At 56.3% G+C, this 15569-nt stretch carries 16 protein-coding genes and 1 pseudogene; 10 read left to right on the forward strand and 7 right to left on the reverse strand.

Annotation, left to right across the window (positions count from 1 at the left end; genetic code table 11):
* Nucleotides 1-707: 707 nt before the first annotated feature.
* The 3 genes and pseudogenes from AC1DIH_RS19380 to AC1DIH_RS19390 all read left to right on the forward strand — a co-directional run.
* A pseudogene (locus AC1DIH_RS19380) lies at nucleotides 708-1079 on the forward strand (Fic family protein); the annotation flags it as partial.
* 398 nt (nucleotides 1080-1477) lie between these two features.
* Nucleotides 1478-1747, forward strand: coding sequence for a hypothetical protein (locus tag AC1DIH_RS19385; protein WP_054596089.1), 270 nt, complete (start codon nucleotides 1478-1480; stop codon nucleotides 1745-1747).
* A gap of 196 nt (nucleotides 1748-1943) precedes the next feature.
* The gene (locus AC1DIH_RS19390; protein WP_477772915.1) at nucleotides 1944-2504 is read left to right on the forward strand and encodes a magnesium transporter; all 561 of its coding nucleotides are present in this window, start codon (nucleotides 1944-1946) and stop codon (nucleotides 2502-2504) included.
* A 44-nt stretch (nucleotides 2505-2548) separates the two neighbouring features.
* Here the strand turns inward: AC1DIH_RS19390 and AC1DIH_RS19395 are convergent, their stop codons facing one another.
* From AC1DIH_RS19395 to AC1DIH_RS19415, 5 genes are read right to left on the reverse strand one after another with little or no spacing between them, the layout of a single operon-like run.
* A complete protein-coding gene (locus AC1DIH_RS19395; RefSeq protein WP_054598259.1) occupies nucleotides 2549-2866 on the reverse strand; it encodes a cytochrome C oxidase subunit IV family protein in 318 nt (105 codons plus the stop codon).
* A 33-nt stretch (nucleotides 2867-2899) separates the two neighbouring features.
* Nucleotides 2900-3613, reverse strand: a complete 714-nt coding sequence (locus AC1DIH_RS19400; RefSeq protein WP_477772916.1) for a heme-copper oxidase subunit III family protein — start codon at nucleotides 3611-3613, stop codon at nucleotides 2900-2902.
* A 6-nt stretch (nucleotides 3614-3619) separates the two neighbouring features.
* The gene (locus AC1DIH_RS19405; protein WP_477772917.1) at nucleotides 3620-4312 is read right to left on the reverse strand and encodes a cytochrome c oxidase subunit 3; all 693 of its coding nucleotides are present in this window, start codon (nucleotides 4310-4312) and stop codon (nucleotides 3620-3622) included.
* On the reverse strand, nucleotides 4309-6084 hold the full coding sequence (ctaD, locus tag AC1DIH_RS19410; protein WP_477773049.1) for a cytochrome c oxidase subunit I: 1776 nt from the start codon (nucleotides 6082-6084) through the stop codon (nucleotides 4309-4311). The genes AC1DIH_RS19405 and ctaD overlap by 4 nt, the downstream gene beginning before the upstream one ends.
* Before the next feature lie 48 nt (nucleotides 6085-6132).
* Nucleotides 6133-7590 carry a c-type cytochrome gene (locus AC1DIH_RS19415; protein WP_477772918.1) on the reverse strand — a complete coding sequence of 486 codons (1458 nt, stop codon included), beginning with the start codon at nucleotides 7588-7590 and terminating at the stop codon, nucleotides 6133-6135.
* Between the two features lie 449 nt (nucleotides 7591-8039).
* Between AC1DIH_RS19415 and AC1DIH_RS19420 the strand changes: the two genes are divergently transcribed.
* From AC1DIH_RS19420 to AC1DIH_RS19430, 3 genes are all read left to right on the forward strand, one after another.
* Nucleotides 8040-8378, forward strand: coding sequence for a hypothetical protein (locus AC1DIH_RS19420; RefSeq protein WP_477772919.1), 339 nt, complete (start codon nucleotides 8040-8042; stop codon nucleotides 8376-8378).
* A gap of 327 nt (nucleotides 8379-8705) precedes the next feature.
* Nucleotides 8706-8888 carry a type II toxin-antitoxin system HicA family toxin gene (locus tag AC1DIH_RS19425; protein ID WP_095082823.1) on the forward strand — a complete coding sequence of 61 codons (183 nt, stop codon included), beginning with the start codon at nucleotides 8706-8708 and terminating at the stop codon, nucleotides 8886-8888.
* A gap of 31 nt (nucleotides 8889-8919) precedes the next feature.
* On the forward strand, nucleotides 8920-9327 hold the full coding sequence (locus AC1DIH_RS19430; RefSeq protein WP_071551463.1) for a type II toxin-antitoxin system HicB family antitoxin: 408 nt from the start codon (nucleotides 8920-8922) through the stop codon (nucleotides 9325-9327).
* 35 nt (nucleotides 9328-9362) lie between these two features.
* Here the strand turns inward: AC1DIH_RS19430 and tam are convergent, their stop codons facing one another.
* Entirely contained in the window at nucleotides 9363-10133 is a 771-nt protein-coding gene (gene tam / locus AC1DIH_RS19435) for a trans-aconitate 2-methyltransferase (protein WP_477772920.1), read from the reverse strand.
* Between the two features lie 312 nt (nucleotides 10134-10445).
* Nucleotides 10446-10775, reverse strand: coding sequence for a YXWGXW repeat-containing protein (locus tag AC1DIH_RS19440; protein WP_477772921.1), 330 nt, complete (start codon nucleotides 10773-10775; stop codon nucleotides 10446-10448).
* Between the two features lie 306 nt (nucleotides 10776-11081).
* On the opposite strand from AC1DIH_RS19440, the gene AC1DIH_RS19445 reads away from it, so the two are divergent.
* From AC1DIH_RS19445 to AC1DIH_RS19460, 4 genes are all read left to right on the forward strand, one after another.
* Nucleotides 11082-12617: a DUF1800 domain-containing protein gene (locus AC1DIH_RS19445; protein WP_477772922.1), complete on the forward strand. Its 1536-nt coding sequence runs from the start codon at nucleotides 11082-11084 to the stop codon at nucleotides 12615-12617.
* Between the two features lie 21 nt (nucleotides 12618-12638).
* The gene (locus AC1DIH_RS19450) at nucleotides 12639-13835 is read left to right on the forward strand and encodes a DUF1501 domain-containing protein (protein ID WP_477772923.1); all 1197 of its coding nucleotides are present in this window, start codon (nucleotides 12639-12641) and stop codon (nucleotides 13833-13835) included.
* A 417-nt stretch (nucleotides 13836-14252) separates the two neighbouring features.
* A complete protein-coding gene (locus AC1DIH_RS19455; protein WP_054596081.1) occupies nucleotides 14253-14756 on the forward strand; it encodes an inclusion body family protein in 504 nt (167 codons plus the stop codon).
* A 122-nt stretch (nucleotides 14757-14878) separates the two neighbouring features.
* On the forward strand, nucleotides 14879-15418 hold the full coding sequence (locus AC1DIH_RS19460) for an AidA/PixA family protein (RefSeq protein ID WP_477772924.1): 540 nt from the start codon (nucleotides 14879-14881) through the stop codon (nucleotides 15416-15418).
* Nucleotides 15419-15569: the final 151 nt, after the last annotated feature.

Raw genomic sequence — 15569 nt, forward strand, 5'->3', positions numbered from 1 at the left:
CTGAGCTCTGAGCTTGGGTCGGATCAGTGAGAGATCACTGTCCAAGTGCTCGTGGAATCAGTGTCCAAGTGGCCGTGGAATGAGTGTCCAAGTGAGCGTGGAATCGCTGTCCAAGTGTTCGTGGACTGGGTGTCCAAGTGCGCATGGAATCCCCAGTAAAAGCCTTAGAAGGCAAGGCTGCGTTGCTAGCCGCCACATCTGCCCCAACCCCGACAACACTTACCCTACCCTCCAGCACTAAAGCATTAGCCCTGACCGGGCATCCAGACTCGACTATAAGGATTGGTCAAAAAACTACGCACAGAAGGACTTCAATGCCAGAAGACCACCCCCCTACTTCTAAGGGTTCGACCTTCTCAAGGTCCACATCTGCAAGACACATGGCACCTTCCCAGTCCTACAAACCCCTCCTACAATAAATCCTGTTTCTTCCTACAAATCATTGGCTTACGTGACATATGGGTTTGGGTTCGATTCCCTTCACCCGCTCCAATCAGATTTCAGTCTCACGTCGTTTTTTGACGGGGGATGCAGGTAAAGAAAAAACCGGCCTTGATGGCCGGTTTTTTTATGTCTGGAGTTTGGTGGAATCGGGCTCTGAGGCATCTCCCCACTTTCGTCCGTTGTCCGCTGATCGATGAGTAAGTTCTCTCGGGGCGTTAGCGACTACCCTGAAGTCTGTTAGCGTTTTTTTCTAAAAACACGGATTTATTATCAAATTTCATCAAGCGTTAGCATTTTCACGCCTACGAAAATTAGCGTTTTCGCACGGGACTCGCAGCAACTTCATCTTCTACACCGCACGTGTCGTCGCGCACACGATTCGAAAGGAAATGGCGGATGAAGCCAGAGTACTGGTGATCTTTCAGCGAGCTCAGGACCGGCTGAAAGAAGTACTGGAAATGCCAGACCAGGATGCGAACCGCATCATCCGCTCCATCAAGGAGAACGGCTGGGTGGTGTCCGGCAAGCTAAAAAAAGGGTACCCGCAGCTTGAAGATGAACGCATGGCGGAACGCATTGTAGAGGCGGTGCGTTCTGCGTTTGAGGATCGTGAGATGGGGGGCGGCGAAGAGTGATTCTTCGGCGCTGCGGATTAATGCCAGCCAAATTCAGTGTCGACCACCCATTTACCGGTGGCACAAAGAAGCCAATTTCCGAAAAGGCAATGTCCCACACGACACTGGGAATTGTCCGTACACTTGCGCATTGCTGTGCTTTTGTCACGAGGCTTATAGTCGGCCGACGCCCAAATGGCGTGTCGGGTTTGGCGACTCGGCGACATGGTGCAGAAGCTTCCGAGCAGTTTCGGAGCGCTTTTGAACGCACTTAGCTACCTGTTTTTTGGCAGCTGTGCGTGGGAGATCTTCGGATCTGCCGGTTTTACCATGTCCGGTTCGCCAACCCGCGTACAGCTGCCACCCATTTGTTTGGCGACAATTGAGTGGTGGGTCTTCCAACTACATGGTGATCACTCATGAATGAATACATGGCTTTAACCAGCAACGCCGACGACCTACCCTCCCTGTTCGTCAACACCACTCAACCGCTGCATTCACTGCTCAGCACGGCCAGCTACAGAATCCGAGCCGTGACGCAGATTCTTGAAAACCTCGCGATGCGGGGTGACATCACTACTGACTCGGTCATTCTCAGCGACTTCGCATTGCTCTGCTGCATACCTTTGCGCGACGGTTGCGATGTGCTGGATGTGATTGCGCGACGCATGGATGCAGAACCGTCCTGACGTTACAAGGGGGCGCTGTTTCGGCGCCCCTCCAGATCTTGACACTGCAAATCACGCATGCTAGCGAATGCTATACTTCTTTCAAATTGCATGAAGTCTGCAACGTCCCCTACCGCTACAGATACCGACTGCAAATCTCAGTTAACGGCTGCAGGACAGAGGAGGTCTACAGCAAGCGCGAGATGGGAGGTGTGGTATGAATCGGCACTATTACATCAGTGACAATCTCGACGATCTTGAAACCGTTGAAACTGAACTGGAAGCCAACGGCATCAATACCGAACAAATTCATGTGCTCAGTGAAGAAGTGGCGGATGTTGAAGAACATCACCTCCACGAAGTTAACTCGCTGATGAAACAAGACACCGTTCACTCTGGCGAGATTGGTGCAGTGGTCGGTGTGCCACTTGCTGCGCTGGTCCTGGGTGGCGCCTATTGGCTGGGCTGGACCCAATCCGCTGCAGGCTGGATGCCTTTTATCTTCCTGGCGATTGTTATATTGGGCTTCAGCATCTGGGAGGGCGGTTTTTTTGGTATTCAGGTGCCAAACACGCACTTCCGCAGTTTTAAACAAGTGGTAGACGAGGGCAAACATATCTTCTTCGTGGATGTTGAGCCGGATCAGGAATCGGTACTGGACCGGGTAATCGAACATCATCCAAGGCTGAAGATCGCCGGCATGGGTACGGCAGCCCCCCACTGGACAGTCGCCTGGCAGCACAAATGGCATCAGTTCAAACGAGTGATATCGGGTTAGCCCCGCAGGCTTGAGGGCGTCCGGAAGTGCCATCCGGACGTCGCTTATTGGCCGAAGAAAATCACCCGGCTGAGGAACACATAATCAGCCTCGGTGGCCATCAGTCCGACGAGTACCAGTAAACACAACGGTGGCACCAATATGGCGTAGACCATGGCCAACCGTTCCCAGGCCATGTGCATGAAGACGGAGACAATCAGACCTGCCTTCAACAACATGAGCGTGATGATCAGGAACCACCGGAGGTAGCCCTGGAAGTGAAAATAGTCGACAAGATACGACAGCGTGCTGAGGACGAATAACAGCCCCCAGATTTTAAGGTACAAGCTGATTGGATGTTGCTGACCCTGGGTATGCGCCATCATCCGTGCTCCTCTTCAGAAGCTGTTCACGACCTACCATAAATAGAAGAACGCAAAAATAAACACCCACACCAGGTCCACGAAGTGCCAGTAAAGCCCGGCTATCTCGACGATCTGATAGTTTCCGGAGCGCTCATAATCTCCGCGCAATACTTTCATCGCCACAATGCTGAGGTAGATGACGCCGACTGACACATGCAGCCCGTGGAAACCGGTAATCATGAAAAAGCTGGCACCAAATTGCGCCGCCCCCATGGGGTTCCCCCAGGGACGCACTCCTTCTGCGATGAGCTTGCTCCATTCAAATGCCTGCATGCTGACGAAGGTCACCCCGAAGGCTGCGGTCGCCAGCATCAGGGCAGCGGTTTTCGCGCGATCATGGCGATAGGCGAAATTGACCGCCATGGCCATGGTGCCGCTGCTACTGATCAGCACAAAGGTCATGATGGCGATCAGAATCAGCGGGATTTCTCTCCCGCCGATCGTCAATGCAAACACTTCACTGGGGTTCGGCCAGGCGCTGGTGATCGTCATGCGTACCGACATGTAGCCGGTTAAAAAGCAGGTAAATACAAACGTATCGCTGAGCAGGAATATCCACATCATCGCCTTGCCCCAGGGCACCTGCCTGAAAGCCTCTTTGTCCGAGGCCCAGTCGTTGGCGATGCCCTGCCATCCCGTTGCAGGCGGCGAGCTGGGTGGGTTGGATGAACTGGACTCGACTGGGGCTAGCGGGTGCGATGCCATGGCTTTTCACCTCAGGCCGCAGAATCTGGCAATGGCTTCATAGGTTGCCGGCGTACTGGTCAGCAGCGCGAATAGCACGAACCAAAGACCCAGTAAGTAATGCCAATAGGTGGCACAGAGCTCTACGCTGGCGCTGAGTTGCGGCAACGGCACGTGATGCAGGAATTTAGCGACGGTTCTGCTCCAGGCGATCAGCCCGCCCAGCAGGTGGAACCCGTGCAGGCCGGTCAACAGGTAGAAGAAACTGTTGGCCGGATTACTGGCGACAAAATAGCCCCAGGCGACAAACTGCTGCCAGACCCAGAGTTGTCCCGTCAGAAAGGCAACGGCAAATACGCCCCCCACTGCAAAGCCAATGACCGTTGCGTCCAGTCGCCCCTGTCGGGCGGCCATACGCGACCACTGCAGGGCGATGCAGCTGAATACCAGAAAAGCCGTATTCAGCCATAGCTGCCATAGGTTGGCCAAGGGCGCCAAGGGCTCCGTCAGGGGTTGCCAGTCGGCCATCTGTGAGCGTTCGATAAAGGCGACCAGAAAGAGAAAGAATAACGAACTCACCACGGCCAGAAACAAGCGCAGGCCGACTCTCGCGTTCTGGATTCTATCGGCAGCCTCGGCGGCCTGAATATCTTCAGGACCACCACTCCAATTACCGCCGGGGTCAGCACCGTCGGCGTTTCTCAATAGCAGCCTGTTCATGTCTTAACGTCCGCAATACTGGCTCCGGCACTGAGTTGCCGCATCTGCTCCAGTTCCTCGTCGGAGACCGTTTGCGGAACGAAATCCTGGTCTATTCCCGGCATGCTGTAGTCGTAGGCCCAGCGATGCACGACCGGCAGCTTCGCGCCCCAGTTACCGTGTACCGGCGGGGTGTCCGGCGTTTGCCATTCCAGACTGGCCGCGCCCCAGGGGTTACTGCCTGCGGGCTTGCCTTTGAAAGTGCTCCAGGCCAGGTTGAACAGGAACAGCAGTTGGGAAACGCCGACGATCAATGCGACCACCGTAATGAAAGAATTCAGTTCTTGCGCCGACTGCGGAATGAACGCGTAGTTGTCATAGGCGTAGTAGCGGCGTGGCATGCCCTGGAAACCCAGGTAGTGCATGGGAAAGAAGATCGCGTAGGTGCCGAGAAAGGTAATCCAGAAATGCAACTTGCCGAGGGTGTCGTTCGTCATGCGCCCGGTGACTTTCGGGAACCAATGATAAATGCCGCCGAACACCACCAGTACCGGTGCGACCCCCATGACCATATGAAAATGGGCCACGACGAAATAGGTGTCCGAGAGCGGAATGTCCACGATCACATTACCGAGAAACAACCCGGTCAGACCGCCGACCAGAAAGGTGACGATAAAGGCCAGGGCAAACAGCATCGGTACGGTCAGATGAATGTCGCCCCGCCACAGGGTCAGAATCCAGTTGTAGACTTTCAGTGCGGTCGGCACCGCGATGATCAAGGTGGTGGTGGCGAAGAAAAAACCAAAGTAGGGGTTCATTCCGCTGACATACATATGGTGTGCCCAGACCACAAAACTGAGTACGCCAATCGCAATAATGGCCCACACCATCATTCGGTAGCCGAAGATACCTTTACGCGCATGCGTGCTGATCAAGTCGGAGACCAGACCAAACGCCGGGAGAGCAACGATATAGACTTCCGGGTGGCCGAAGAACCAGAACAGGTGCTGGAATAATATCGGGCTGCCACCTTGGTGATCGAGCTGCTGCCCCAACGAGATGATCGCCGGCATAAAGAAGCTGGTGCCCAACAGCTTGTCGAACAACGTCATGATCGCGCTGACAAACAATGCAGGGAACGCCAGCAAGGCCATGATCGAGGCCATGAAGATTCCCCATACGGAGAGCGGCATGCGAAACAATGTCATGCCGTGCGTGCGCGCCTGCAACACCGTGGTGACGTAGTTCAACCCGCCCATGGTGGTTGCGACGATAAAAATCGCCAGTGAGACCAGCATCAGTACGATGCCCCAGTCAGTTCCCGGTGTCCCCTTGGTAATCGACTGCGGAGGATAAAGTGTCCATCCCGCCCCCGTGGGGCCGCCCGGGACAAAGAACGCGGCGAGCAACACCAGTACCGCCAGCAGGTAGGTCCAGTAACTCAGCATGTTGACATAGGGGAAGACCATGTCACGGGCCCCCACCATCAACGGGATCAGATAGTTGCCGAAGCCACCGAGAAACAAGGCCGTCAGTAAATAAATGACCATGATCATGCCGTGCATGGTCATCGCTTGATAGTAAGTACTGGCGTCCATGAACCCCAAACTACCGGGAAAGCCTATCTGCAAGCGCATCAAGTCGGACAACACCACGGCGATGATGCCCACGAATATAGCCGTCAAGGAATACTGAATGGCGATGACCTTGTGGTCCTGACTCCAGATATATTTGGTCAGGAAACTCTTGGGCTCGTGCAGTGCTTCTGTTTCGGCTTGCTCCGCATAGGCCATCACGTCATCCTCCAACTGAAGTTTCGGTGTATTGCTGGCTGCCTACGGCTACTTTCCTGGCTCCGCCTTGCTCGCATCAGCGTCGGCATTCGCTTTGGACTTGATAAAAGCGATCAGTGCGCTCAACTCCTTATCACTCGGCGTAAAGGTCGGCATGATGGGTGCGTAACCCTTGACGATTTTGGCGTTAGGCTTGAGAACCGATTCTTTTATATAGTCCTCATCGACCTTTATCCTCGTACCGTCCTCAAGGGTTTCTGTCTTGCCATACAGACCCTGCCAACTGGGGCCGATGCCCTTGCTGCCATCGACACTGTGGCAGGCCAGGCAGCCGAACGACTTGGCCAGCTGCTGTCCCTGCGCCGCCAAGTCTTCACCCGCGGCAGAAAGCTCATCGCCTTGGCGCGCGGTACCCAGTGATTTGATCAGGGTAACGAGAGCACCCAGTTCATCTTCATTGAGAGTATAGGCCACCATGACCGGCGGGTAGCCCTGTACCCGTCGGGCTTTCGGATCGAGGATCGCCGCTTTCAGGTAGGCCTCATCGACCTGCACACTCGTGCCATCGGCAAGCTGTTCGGTGCGGCCATACAAGCCCTTCCATCCCGGGCCGAGACTGGCACTGCCATCCTGGCTATGGCAGGCGTTGCAGCCGTACTTCTCGACCAACAGCCGGCCTTTTTCCAGCACGCTGTCGCGACTGGGTTTGGCAGCTGCCGCTAATGTCTGCGCAAAAGTCGGTTGGCTGCTCAACCATTGATCGAAGGCGTCCTGTTGGTCCACGATCATATGGCCGCGCATGTTGTAATGCCCCACGCCACAATATTCAGCGCAAATGATTTCGTACTTCCCGGTTTTAGTTGGCGTAAACCAAAAGTACGACACCATCCCCGGCACCATGTCCATCTTGCCGCGCATTTGCGGTACATCGAAATCGTGCAGCACATCTTTGGAACGCAGTAAAACTTTTACCGGCTGATCGAGCGGAAGGTGAACTTCATTGTTTAGTACCAGTATATCGTCCTGCCCTGCCGGATCCTTGGGATCAAGACCGAAGGGGTTGGTGGAATCAACAAACTTGATATCCGACTTACCCAGTTTCCCGTCCCGACCGGGAAAACGAAAAGCCCATTGCCACTGCTGGGCGACCACTTCAAGTTCATAAGCTTTTTTCGGCACCCGGACGAAATCACTATAAACAACCAGGCCTGGCGCCAACATCGCGGCAATACCGACCRAAGTAACGATAATCAACCATAACTCCAATTTTTTATTGCCTGGCTGGTAGGCCGCCTTGGCACCGTCCTTGTGACGATAACGCATCACGGCGACTGCCATAAATACCGTGACGGCGATGAAAAATATTCCGCTGATGACCAGGGTAATGAACTGGGTGGTGTCTATTGACCCCCAGTTGGAAGCGGCCGGCGTCGCATGCCAAGGCGCCAGGATGTTGAACAACACTGATGCAACAACGATTAGAATCAAGATAATTGCTGTTGCCATTTTCTCTTCATCCTATTCCTGTCACGCGTGGATTATGCAAAAGCATCGCCACTTAACAGCATCGTCAAATTAATATTAATCTGACGTCCCAGCAGAGCAGACAAACACCACTGCTCCTGACGGTAAAGTCAGCAAGAAGTATAGTGCAGGAACGGAGCAAGCGCTTTTCCTGAAGTACCGTGACGCCCGAACATTCCAATTCCAACAACAAGTTAATTGTTTAAATCCATTTGCCACCTATAGCTAAAGATATTCAGCATCACGTCTCCCGGTACTGGATTGGGCATAGCGACTTGTTTCCGATCAGTCAAAAGAATCAGGGGCGAGCCCCACGCCCCCCAAGCGACGCCCGGTTGCCAGCTATACTTAATTCCTGATCAGGGATGGCAGAGATTGGCCAGAAGCGGCCCGAGCTACAGAGTCCAGTAGTCCACGACGGAGGTTTCGTCATGAGTGCCTTGACGATCGAAGGCTGGTGCAAAACCAGCGGTGCCCAAAAATCCACCCCGGTGGGAGAGATCCATTTTGACATCGATGCCCCCCTCCATCTGCGCCTGGAGGAAGCTGAAGAACACCTGCAAAAGACCCATGAGCGTGAAGCCATGGTCGATGTCGACATGAGCTCAATGGATTTGATCCTGCCTGAGGGATACGGCCCCTTGTCCGACTGCCAAATGCGCGTCTATTTGCACGACGAGCGCGGTCAGTTCCATCTGGTCGGGCATCGAGCGAGCGATGGAAGCTTGATCTATACCAACGCGGTATTGATTGATCAGCTGCTTGAGTAGCGACGACGTGATTCTCGGCATCGGTATTTTCTCTGCGAGGGAAGCGCGGTGCCGAAAACTCACCTTTTAAACAGAAGATGCAGAGACAAGAGAAACCGGTCCTCAGTGACCGGTTTTTTTATGCCCGCCGTTCAGCAGCAACACGCGATGAACTGGCGTTGAAGGAATCATAAACACTCCAGTACTGCTCCTGGACACCGCGTTTTGCAGTGGTTCCTACACTGTCCCCTACCACTCATCCATTCTGTCGCCACCAGCGGTGGTTATAGTGTTGATAACTAATTTTCAGTAGGTATAGTAACCACCTCCACAGCACAGGGAAGTGATGTGAATAGCCGATATTTGATAACCCAAATCGTCGCAGACGGCTGGTATCTGGTACGGGTCAGGGGCAGTCACCACCACTTCAAGCATCCCACGAAGCCCGGTCTGGTCACCGTCCCACATCCGAAAAAGGATTTACTGACCAAAACGGCCGTCAGCATCCTGCAACAGGCCCTGCTGTATTGAACCGGCGCACAGCACCCAGAGGACAACGAACATGCTTTACCCAATTGCGATTTCAATGGGCGATAACGAACACGCCTGGGGCGTGGAAGTGCCGGATATTCCGGGCTGCTTCTCGGCCGGTGATGACCTGGACGATGCGATCGCCATGGCGCGCGAAGCCATCGAAGGCCACTTCGAGATACTCGCCGAAGACGGCTCGGCGATTCCGCCCGCCAACAAGGTCACCGTACACGCGGCCAATCCGCAGTACGCCGGCGTTACCTGGGCATTGGTGGACATTGATGTCACCAAGTACCTGGGCAAGGCTCAGAAACTCAACATCACCCTGCCCGGCTATCTGCTGACCCGTATCGACGAATACGTGCTGCATCACCCGGAAGAGAAAAGCCGCTCCGGCTTCCTCGCGTCGGCGGCGTTGAAAGTGTTGCAACAGGGCTGAGGGCAACGGCCTCAGCCCTGGCGCAACAACGACCTTTAGCGGGTCGCCACAATGAATAAACGCGGGAACGGCAGCAACACCGAACCATCGGCCAGCACCGGGAAAAATGGCTCTAACGCAGCCAGGTATTGCTCAAGGTATTGAGCTTTTTCCGCCTCGTCGAGCGGTTCAAGAAACGGCCGCAAACCGCTGCCCTTGAACCACTCGACCACGGCCGCAGGACCGCCCGCCAGCGGGTGATGGTAAGTGGTGCGCCACACATCGACCCGCGAGGCACACGAACACAGCATCTGGTAGTAGGTATTGGCATCGTCGAGGGTCGTCCGTTGCCCGGCGATATCCGCAAGCTTGCGGGCCCAAGGCCCGTTATTGGCGACTTCACGCATCATTCGATGCGACGGTTGATCGAGGTTGTCGGGCATTTGAATCGCCAGGCTGCCACCGGGTGCGAGCTTGGCCACCAGCGACGGCAACAGCGTGGCGTGCTCGGGCAACCACTGGAACACCGCGTTGGCGAAGATCACATCGAACGGGCCGGGCTCGCTCCAGGCAGCGATATCGGCGGTGTCGAAGCGTACGTCCGGCAAGCGTTTGCGGGCGGCGTCGATCATGTCGGTCGAGCTGTCCAGTCCACGCACCGCGGCATTGGCAAAGCGCTGCACGAGCAATTCGGTTGAGTTGCCGGGGCCGCAGCCGATGTCGATCACCGAACGCGCATCGGTGTTCGGGATAGCGGCCAGCAAATCGCGCGCCGGGCGCGTGCGCTCATCTTCGAAAGCCACATACTGTTTGGCAGACCAGCTCATCGCGTACTCCTGTAACGGATCAGGACATGAGCGACGCACTAGACTCTGCGTTTCGCCCGTGGGGCGCCAGTAAGCGACGGCCCTGCCAAGTTCGTCAAGACTCGGGCAGATGATGTGGTGAAGGTGGCTATGCCGCTGTCGGGCAAGCGCGATCCATGTGGGAGCGAGCCTGCTCGCGATAGCGGTGGGTCAGTCAACATTAATGTTGAATGTTATGCCGTCATCGCGAGCAGGCTCGCTCCCACAGTCTTGTGCCTTAACTGACAGGAGCGACCCGAAGGTCGCTCTTTTTGATTCGGCGAAACGCTGGATCTAGCGAGCCCAGCCCCCGCCCTGCCAATGCCAGCCATCGTTGCGCTGCTCCCAATGCGGGTGCACGTAACGATAACCCCGACGTTCCGGTTCCCAGTGCCCGCGAACAGCGACGTAACGCCCGCCTTCCCAGCGCCAGTAACCGCGCGACCAGACATAACCCGGCCGGCCCGCGGGCTCCATTTCGATCACCTGGACCGGTGGTGGCTGCGGCGCGATGACTTCGACGTACTCGCGTGGTGGCGGACGCCGGTCGTGAACCACACGCTCCTGTACGCAACCGGAGGCCGCGATGACCACTGCTACCAATGCCGCGTAACGTAACAACATGCTGCCTCCTGAGGCTCATCGGCCAATAGAGTAACCCTGTAAAACCATGCCCCCTTTACCGCCGCGCTCCTGCTTGGCGTATGAATATTTGTACCAGCAGATATCTGTCTAATACCTGAACCCACCCACAGGAACTGTGTAAAGAAAACTTGACCTTCCACAGCTCGCAGAACCTTCGAGAACACGTGCAACGCCATCTTGGTTGAGCTGTCCTGGATGCACGTTATTCAGCATAGCGTCAGCTGCACGGGTGGAAACTACACTGGCTGCTGTCGACGTCTCTCTTGATACTCGGGAACCTCCTACATGCACATGCCACCTGCCGTTTTGCGCCCGTTGTGCCTGTCGGCCTGTTTGCTGTTGTTTCCCTCCCTCGCCTTGGCCGGCACACCCGTTGCGCTCAACCCGAGCGACATTGCCTGGCTGCGCCGCGATGGCTTCGATCTGGATGCCGCCAACCTGGCGCGCTTGCGCAGCATGGGACGCGAGGGCCTGCTTCAAGCCCAATTGGCCGACCGCATCAATGACCCGCTGCCACCGGCAATCAACGCGCTGTTGCACAGTTATCCGGTATTGAGCACGTCGCCCGAATCCTTGCTACAGACATTCAAGAGCCAGCAGGAACAGTTCAAGGCCATGCCCGAAGGCGACGCCAAAAACGCCGCGAAAAAAGATGCGCAACAACAAGCCAACGAACTCGCAGAACAAGCACGTGAAGCCGTGCTGTTGCGTGCGGTGTACGGGCCCAATCAGCTCAAAGAGCAGTTGGTGAGTTTCTGGCTCAACCACTTCAGCGTGTTTCAGGGCAAAGCTCGCATACGGGTGCTGACGGCGGACTACGCAGAACACGCAATCCGCCCACACGCGCTGGGTAAGTTCAAGGATCTGGTGATGGCCACCCTCAAGAGCCCGGCGATGCTTGAGTACCTGGACAACGCGCAAAATGCCAAGGGCAAGGTCAACGAGAACTACGCCCGCGAATTGATGGAGCTACACACCCTGGGCGTCGGCTCCGGCTATACCCAGCAAGACGTGCAGCAACTGGCGTTGATTCTGACCGGCGCCGGACTTGTGCCACTCGATGGCCGAGTGCAGAAATTCGGGCCCCGGCAACAAGCCTGGGTCGTTCGCGAGGGCCTGTTTGAATTCAATCCGCGTCGCCATGATTTCAGCGACAAGGTACTGCTCGGTCATCCGATCAGGGGCAGCGGCTTTGACGAGATCCGTCAGGCCGTGGAGCTGATCACCCGGCAGAAAGCCTGTGCGCATTTTGTCTCGCAACAGCTGGCCAAATACTTCGTTGCCGATCAGCCGCCACCCGCGCTGGTGGAACGGATGGCCAAGACCTTCCAGGACAGCGACGGCGATATCGCCCAAGTGATGCGTACGTTGTTCGAGTCAAAGGAGTTGCTGCAAAGCACTGGTACCAAATTCAAGGACCCGATGCAGTTTGTGGTGTCGGCGGTGCGGCTGGCCTATGACGGTAAGCCGCTGGCCAACGCGAGGCCGATGATCAATTGGCTCAATCAGTTGGGGCAGCCAGTATTCGGTCGCGTGACACCGGACGGCTGGCCTCTGGAATCCAGCGGTTGGTCGAGCTCGGGGCAGATGTCCAAACGCTTCGAAATCGCCCGGGCAATCGGGCGCGGGGATAACCGATTGTTTACCCCACAAGGTAGCAACCTGCCCGGTCCAGGGTTTCCGATGATCACCACACCATTGTTCTACGAGGCCATCTCTCCACACCTTTCAGCAGCGACCCTAGGCGCGCTGAACAAGGCCGTGTCGCCTCAGGAATGGAACACCTTTTTGCTCGCCTCACCTGACTTCAATAACCGCTGAACCGCGTAATGAGGTGCCGCCATGAATCGTCGAGAACTGCTGCTTGCCGCTGCGGCAGCCGCGACGCTGCCGTCCTTGTCGTTTAGTGCAAAGCTGTTCGCCGCCCCTGTTTCGGCGCCACGCTTTCTGATCGTCTTTCTGCGCGGCGGCTACGACTGCAACAACCTGCTGGTGCCCTACTCCAGCGATTTTTACTACGAGTCGCGTCCGACTCTCGCCATTGCCCGGCCGGACTCGCATAACCCCAACAGTGCCATTGCACTGGACAGCCATTGGGGCCTGAATCCGGTTTTACGTGATTCGATCTACCCGTTGTGGCAACGCAAGCAGATCGCCTTCGTGCCGTTCGCCGGGACCGATGACGTGTCCCGCAGTCACTTCGAAACCCAGGACAATATCGAGTCTGGCGAACCGACCCAACAGCGCAACCGTTACGACTCCGGCTTTCTTGCACGCTTGTCGCGTCAGGTGCCGAACAGTGCGCCCATTGCCTTCACCGATGCCTTGCCCCTGAGTTTCCAGGGTGGCAACGCCATCCCAAACATCTCGTTGCGCGGTACCTCGAAACCGGCCTTCGATGCCCGGCAATCGGCGATTCTTTCGTCGATGTACCAAAACACACCTTATGCCGCCTCCGCAGCCGGTGGCCTTGAACTGCGCCAGCAGGTGTCAAGGGATCTGCAAGAAGAGATGGTCAAGGCCAATCGTGGCGCACCGAATGCACAGAACTTCGCGGCCCAGACCCGGCGCATGGCGACACTGATGCGCGACCAGTACCGACTGGGTTTCGTCGATGTCGGCGGCTGGGATACCCACGTCAATCAAGGCAGCACCAGCGGCCAACTGGCCAACAACCTGGCGAACCTCGGTGAAGGCCTGGTCGCCTATGCCCAGGCGCTGGGGAATGAATGGAACAACACCACCGTGGTGGTGCTCTCGGAGTTCGGCCGCACCTTTCGTGAAAACGGCGCCAGGGGCACCGACCACGGACATGGCACGGTGTACTGGGTACTCGGCGGCAACGTTCGCGGCGGACGCATCGTGGGTGAACAGGTGGCGGTCAACCCACAAAACCTGCTGCAAAACCGCGATTACCCGGTGCTCAACAATTATCGGAACCTGCTCGGTGGTTTACTTGCCAGGACGTGGGGCTTGTCCACTTCGCAGTTGCAGAGCGTATTTCCCGGTGCGCGTCCAGACGCATTGCAGTTGCTCTGATCGGCGCAAGGCTTGCTCAAAGCCATCGACGGTCAATTCTGCGACACCCTGGAAGTGAAGCTGCAGGGATCGGTAATCGTTGCTCAATGGCACACGGTCTAGAGGGAAATCAACGCTTGGGAAACGTTCTGGATCACCATTTCCTTATCGCCAAATCATCGGAAATCAGAAGAAAAACGACCGCTCGTCGAACGATGTCCCCTCTGTTTTGACAGCTTAAGATAGGCATCTATATTCCAGACGCGGCCTGTTGGAAGGAACCCGGGCCGGTCACTTTTATAGGCAAGGAGCCAGGCCAGCTCGTACCTTGTGATCGGTAGGTTCCCCGTAGTAGCGCGCTTACAGCAGCCGCAAGGCAATCAAGCGTTGTTGCGTCTGGTAGATGCCAGGCGCTCACTATGATCAAGGAGCTTTACTATGTCTCGAGTCACGGATGTGCTTGTTTCGATCGACACCGAATCCATTCTGAAAAACTACCCGAACATCAGCAAAAACCCCAACGCGCCAACGCTTATCGATGTCAGTCATGTGTACATGGTCACCAACCGGGACAACGTGATCAATGGCCAGGCCGGTGGCGAACTGAACCTGAAAGCCTCCGTCGGTGACCTGATTCGCTGGCGCGAAACCAGCCTGTCGCAGAGCTTCGAAACAGCGGTCATTTTCTACAAGTTCATCGGCAACGCCGGTAATGAGCTGATCTCGACACCGACGCCACGCAAGGCCACCGCGTGTGTTGCCGTGCCAAACACCAGCAACCCGTCAGTGCCTAGCTGCCAGAAAGTCGATAACCACTACTGGTCTTCGGAAACCCTGGCCACCGGCAGTGTGACCTATCACTTCAACTTCCTGATCGTGAACCGGGACTGTCAGATTGTAGGTTGCTGCTCGTGGGATCCGTTCATCACCATCCGTAACTGATCTGGACGGCCCCTTGGCGACAAGGGGCTTTCCCCTCTGCCTCGCGCCCCGACTGGAACTGGATGTCTTGCGTAAGCCGCAGCGGTGGCCGCGATCGACCCACATCATGAAAGGAAGCCRTGATGTCCACAGATACCAGCGCAACCCCGTCATCCACCACCGAGCAGGCAACCAATGTGTTGCTGATTGTCGACGCCGAAACCCTGCTCACCCGCTACCCGGAACCGAGCCTCGACCCGAAGGAACCGACCGTGATCGAGGACGGCTTCATTTTCACCTTTGGCGCGTCCCTGGGGACAACGCCAACGTCCAAGAGCACCTGCCTTGAACTACCGGCAAGTTCAACCAAAACCTTCCACATCCGTGGCCGAACCGTCGGCCTGCACGCCGAACACAGCGTGGTGTTTTACAACCTGACTGTGGGCGACGCCGGTGTGTTCTCAAAACCGCATCTGGTGGTGCATAACGGCCAGACCTTGCCGGCCCCCAATCCCGAATCCCCCACCGAACCGCTCCCGGTGAAAGCCGATGATCACTACTGGCATTGCCAGCAGCTGAGCACCGGTGTCGAGCAATGCGAGCTGAGCTTTATGCTGGTGAACAGCAACTGTGAAGTGCTGGGGTATTTCAGTTGGACGGTTGGGGTGAAGCTGTCGAGCTAAAGTACCCGGACTGTTTTTGTGGCGAGGCTCGAAGCGGTACCGGCTCGCCACCTACTTCGTAGCAGCTGCCGAAGGCTGCGTTCGGCCCGCGTAGCGGCCGTAAATCTGACACCGCATCATTTCTGAGATACAGAGAACACGGTTTTGCGAG

Source organism: Pseudomonas sp. 05N36 (assembly GCF_056397385.1).

Bases quoted from the DNA above. Each gene is read 5' to 3' on its own strand.
- AC1DIH_RS19390 (WP_477772915.1), top strand. From the start codon at position 1,944: ATGAATCGGCACTATTACATCAGTGACAATCTCGACGATCTTGAAACC.
- tam (WP_477772920.1), bottom strand. From the start codon at position 10,133: ATGAGCTGGTCTGCCAAACAGTATGTGGCTTTCGAAGATGAGCGCACG.
- AC1DIH_RS19405 (WP_477772917.1), bottom strand. From the start codon at position 4,312: ATGAACAGGCTGCTATTGAGAAACGCCGACGGTGCTGACCCCGGCGGT.
- AC1DIH_RS19460 (WP_477772924.1), top strand. From the start codon at position 14,879: ATGTCCACAGATACCAGCGCAACCCCGTCATCCACCACCGAGCAGGCA.
- AC1DIH_RS19445 (WP_477772922.1), top strand. From the start codon at position 11,082: ATGCACATGCCACCTGCCGTTTTGCGCCCGTTGTGCCTGTCGGCCTGT.
- ctaD (WP_477773049.1), bottom strand. From the start codon at position 6,084: ATGGCCTATGCGGAGCAAGCCGAAACAGAAGCACTGCACGAGCCCAAG.
- AC1DIH_RS19385 (WP_054596089.1), top strand. From the start codon at position 1,478: ATGAATGAATACATGGCTTTAACCAGCAACGCCGACGACCTACCCTCC.
- AC1DIH_RS19450 (WP_477772923.1), top strand. From the start codon at position 12,639: ATGAATCGTCGAGAACTGCTGCTTGCCGCTGCGGCAGCCGCGACGCTG.
- AC1DIH_RS19400 (WP_477772916.1), bottom strand. From the start codon at position 3,613: ATGGCATCGCACCCGCTAGCCCCAGTCGAGTCCAGTTCATCCAACCCA.
- AC1DIH_RS19430 (WP_071551463.1), top strand. From the start codon at position 8,920: ATGCTTTACCCAATTGCGATTTCAATGGGCGATAACGAACACGCCTGG.
- AC1DIH_RS19395 (WP_054598259.1), bottom strand. From the start codon at position 2,866: ATGGCGCATACCCAGGGTCAGCAACATCCAATCAGCTTGTACCTTAAA.
- AC1DIH_RS19420 (WP_477772919.1), top strand. From the start codon at position 8,040: ATGAGTGCCTTGACGATCGAAGGCTGGTGCAAAACCAGCGGTGCCCAA.
- AC1DIH_RS19440 (WP_477772921.1), bottom strand. From the start codon at position 10,775: ATGTTGTTACGTTACGCGGCATTGGTAGCAGTGGTCATCGCGGCCTCC.
- AC1DIH_RS19455 (WP_054596081.1), top strand. From the start codon at position 14,253: ATGTCTCGAGTCACGGATGTGCTTGTTTCGATCGACACCGAATCCATT.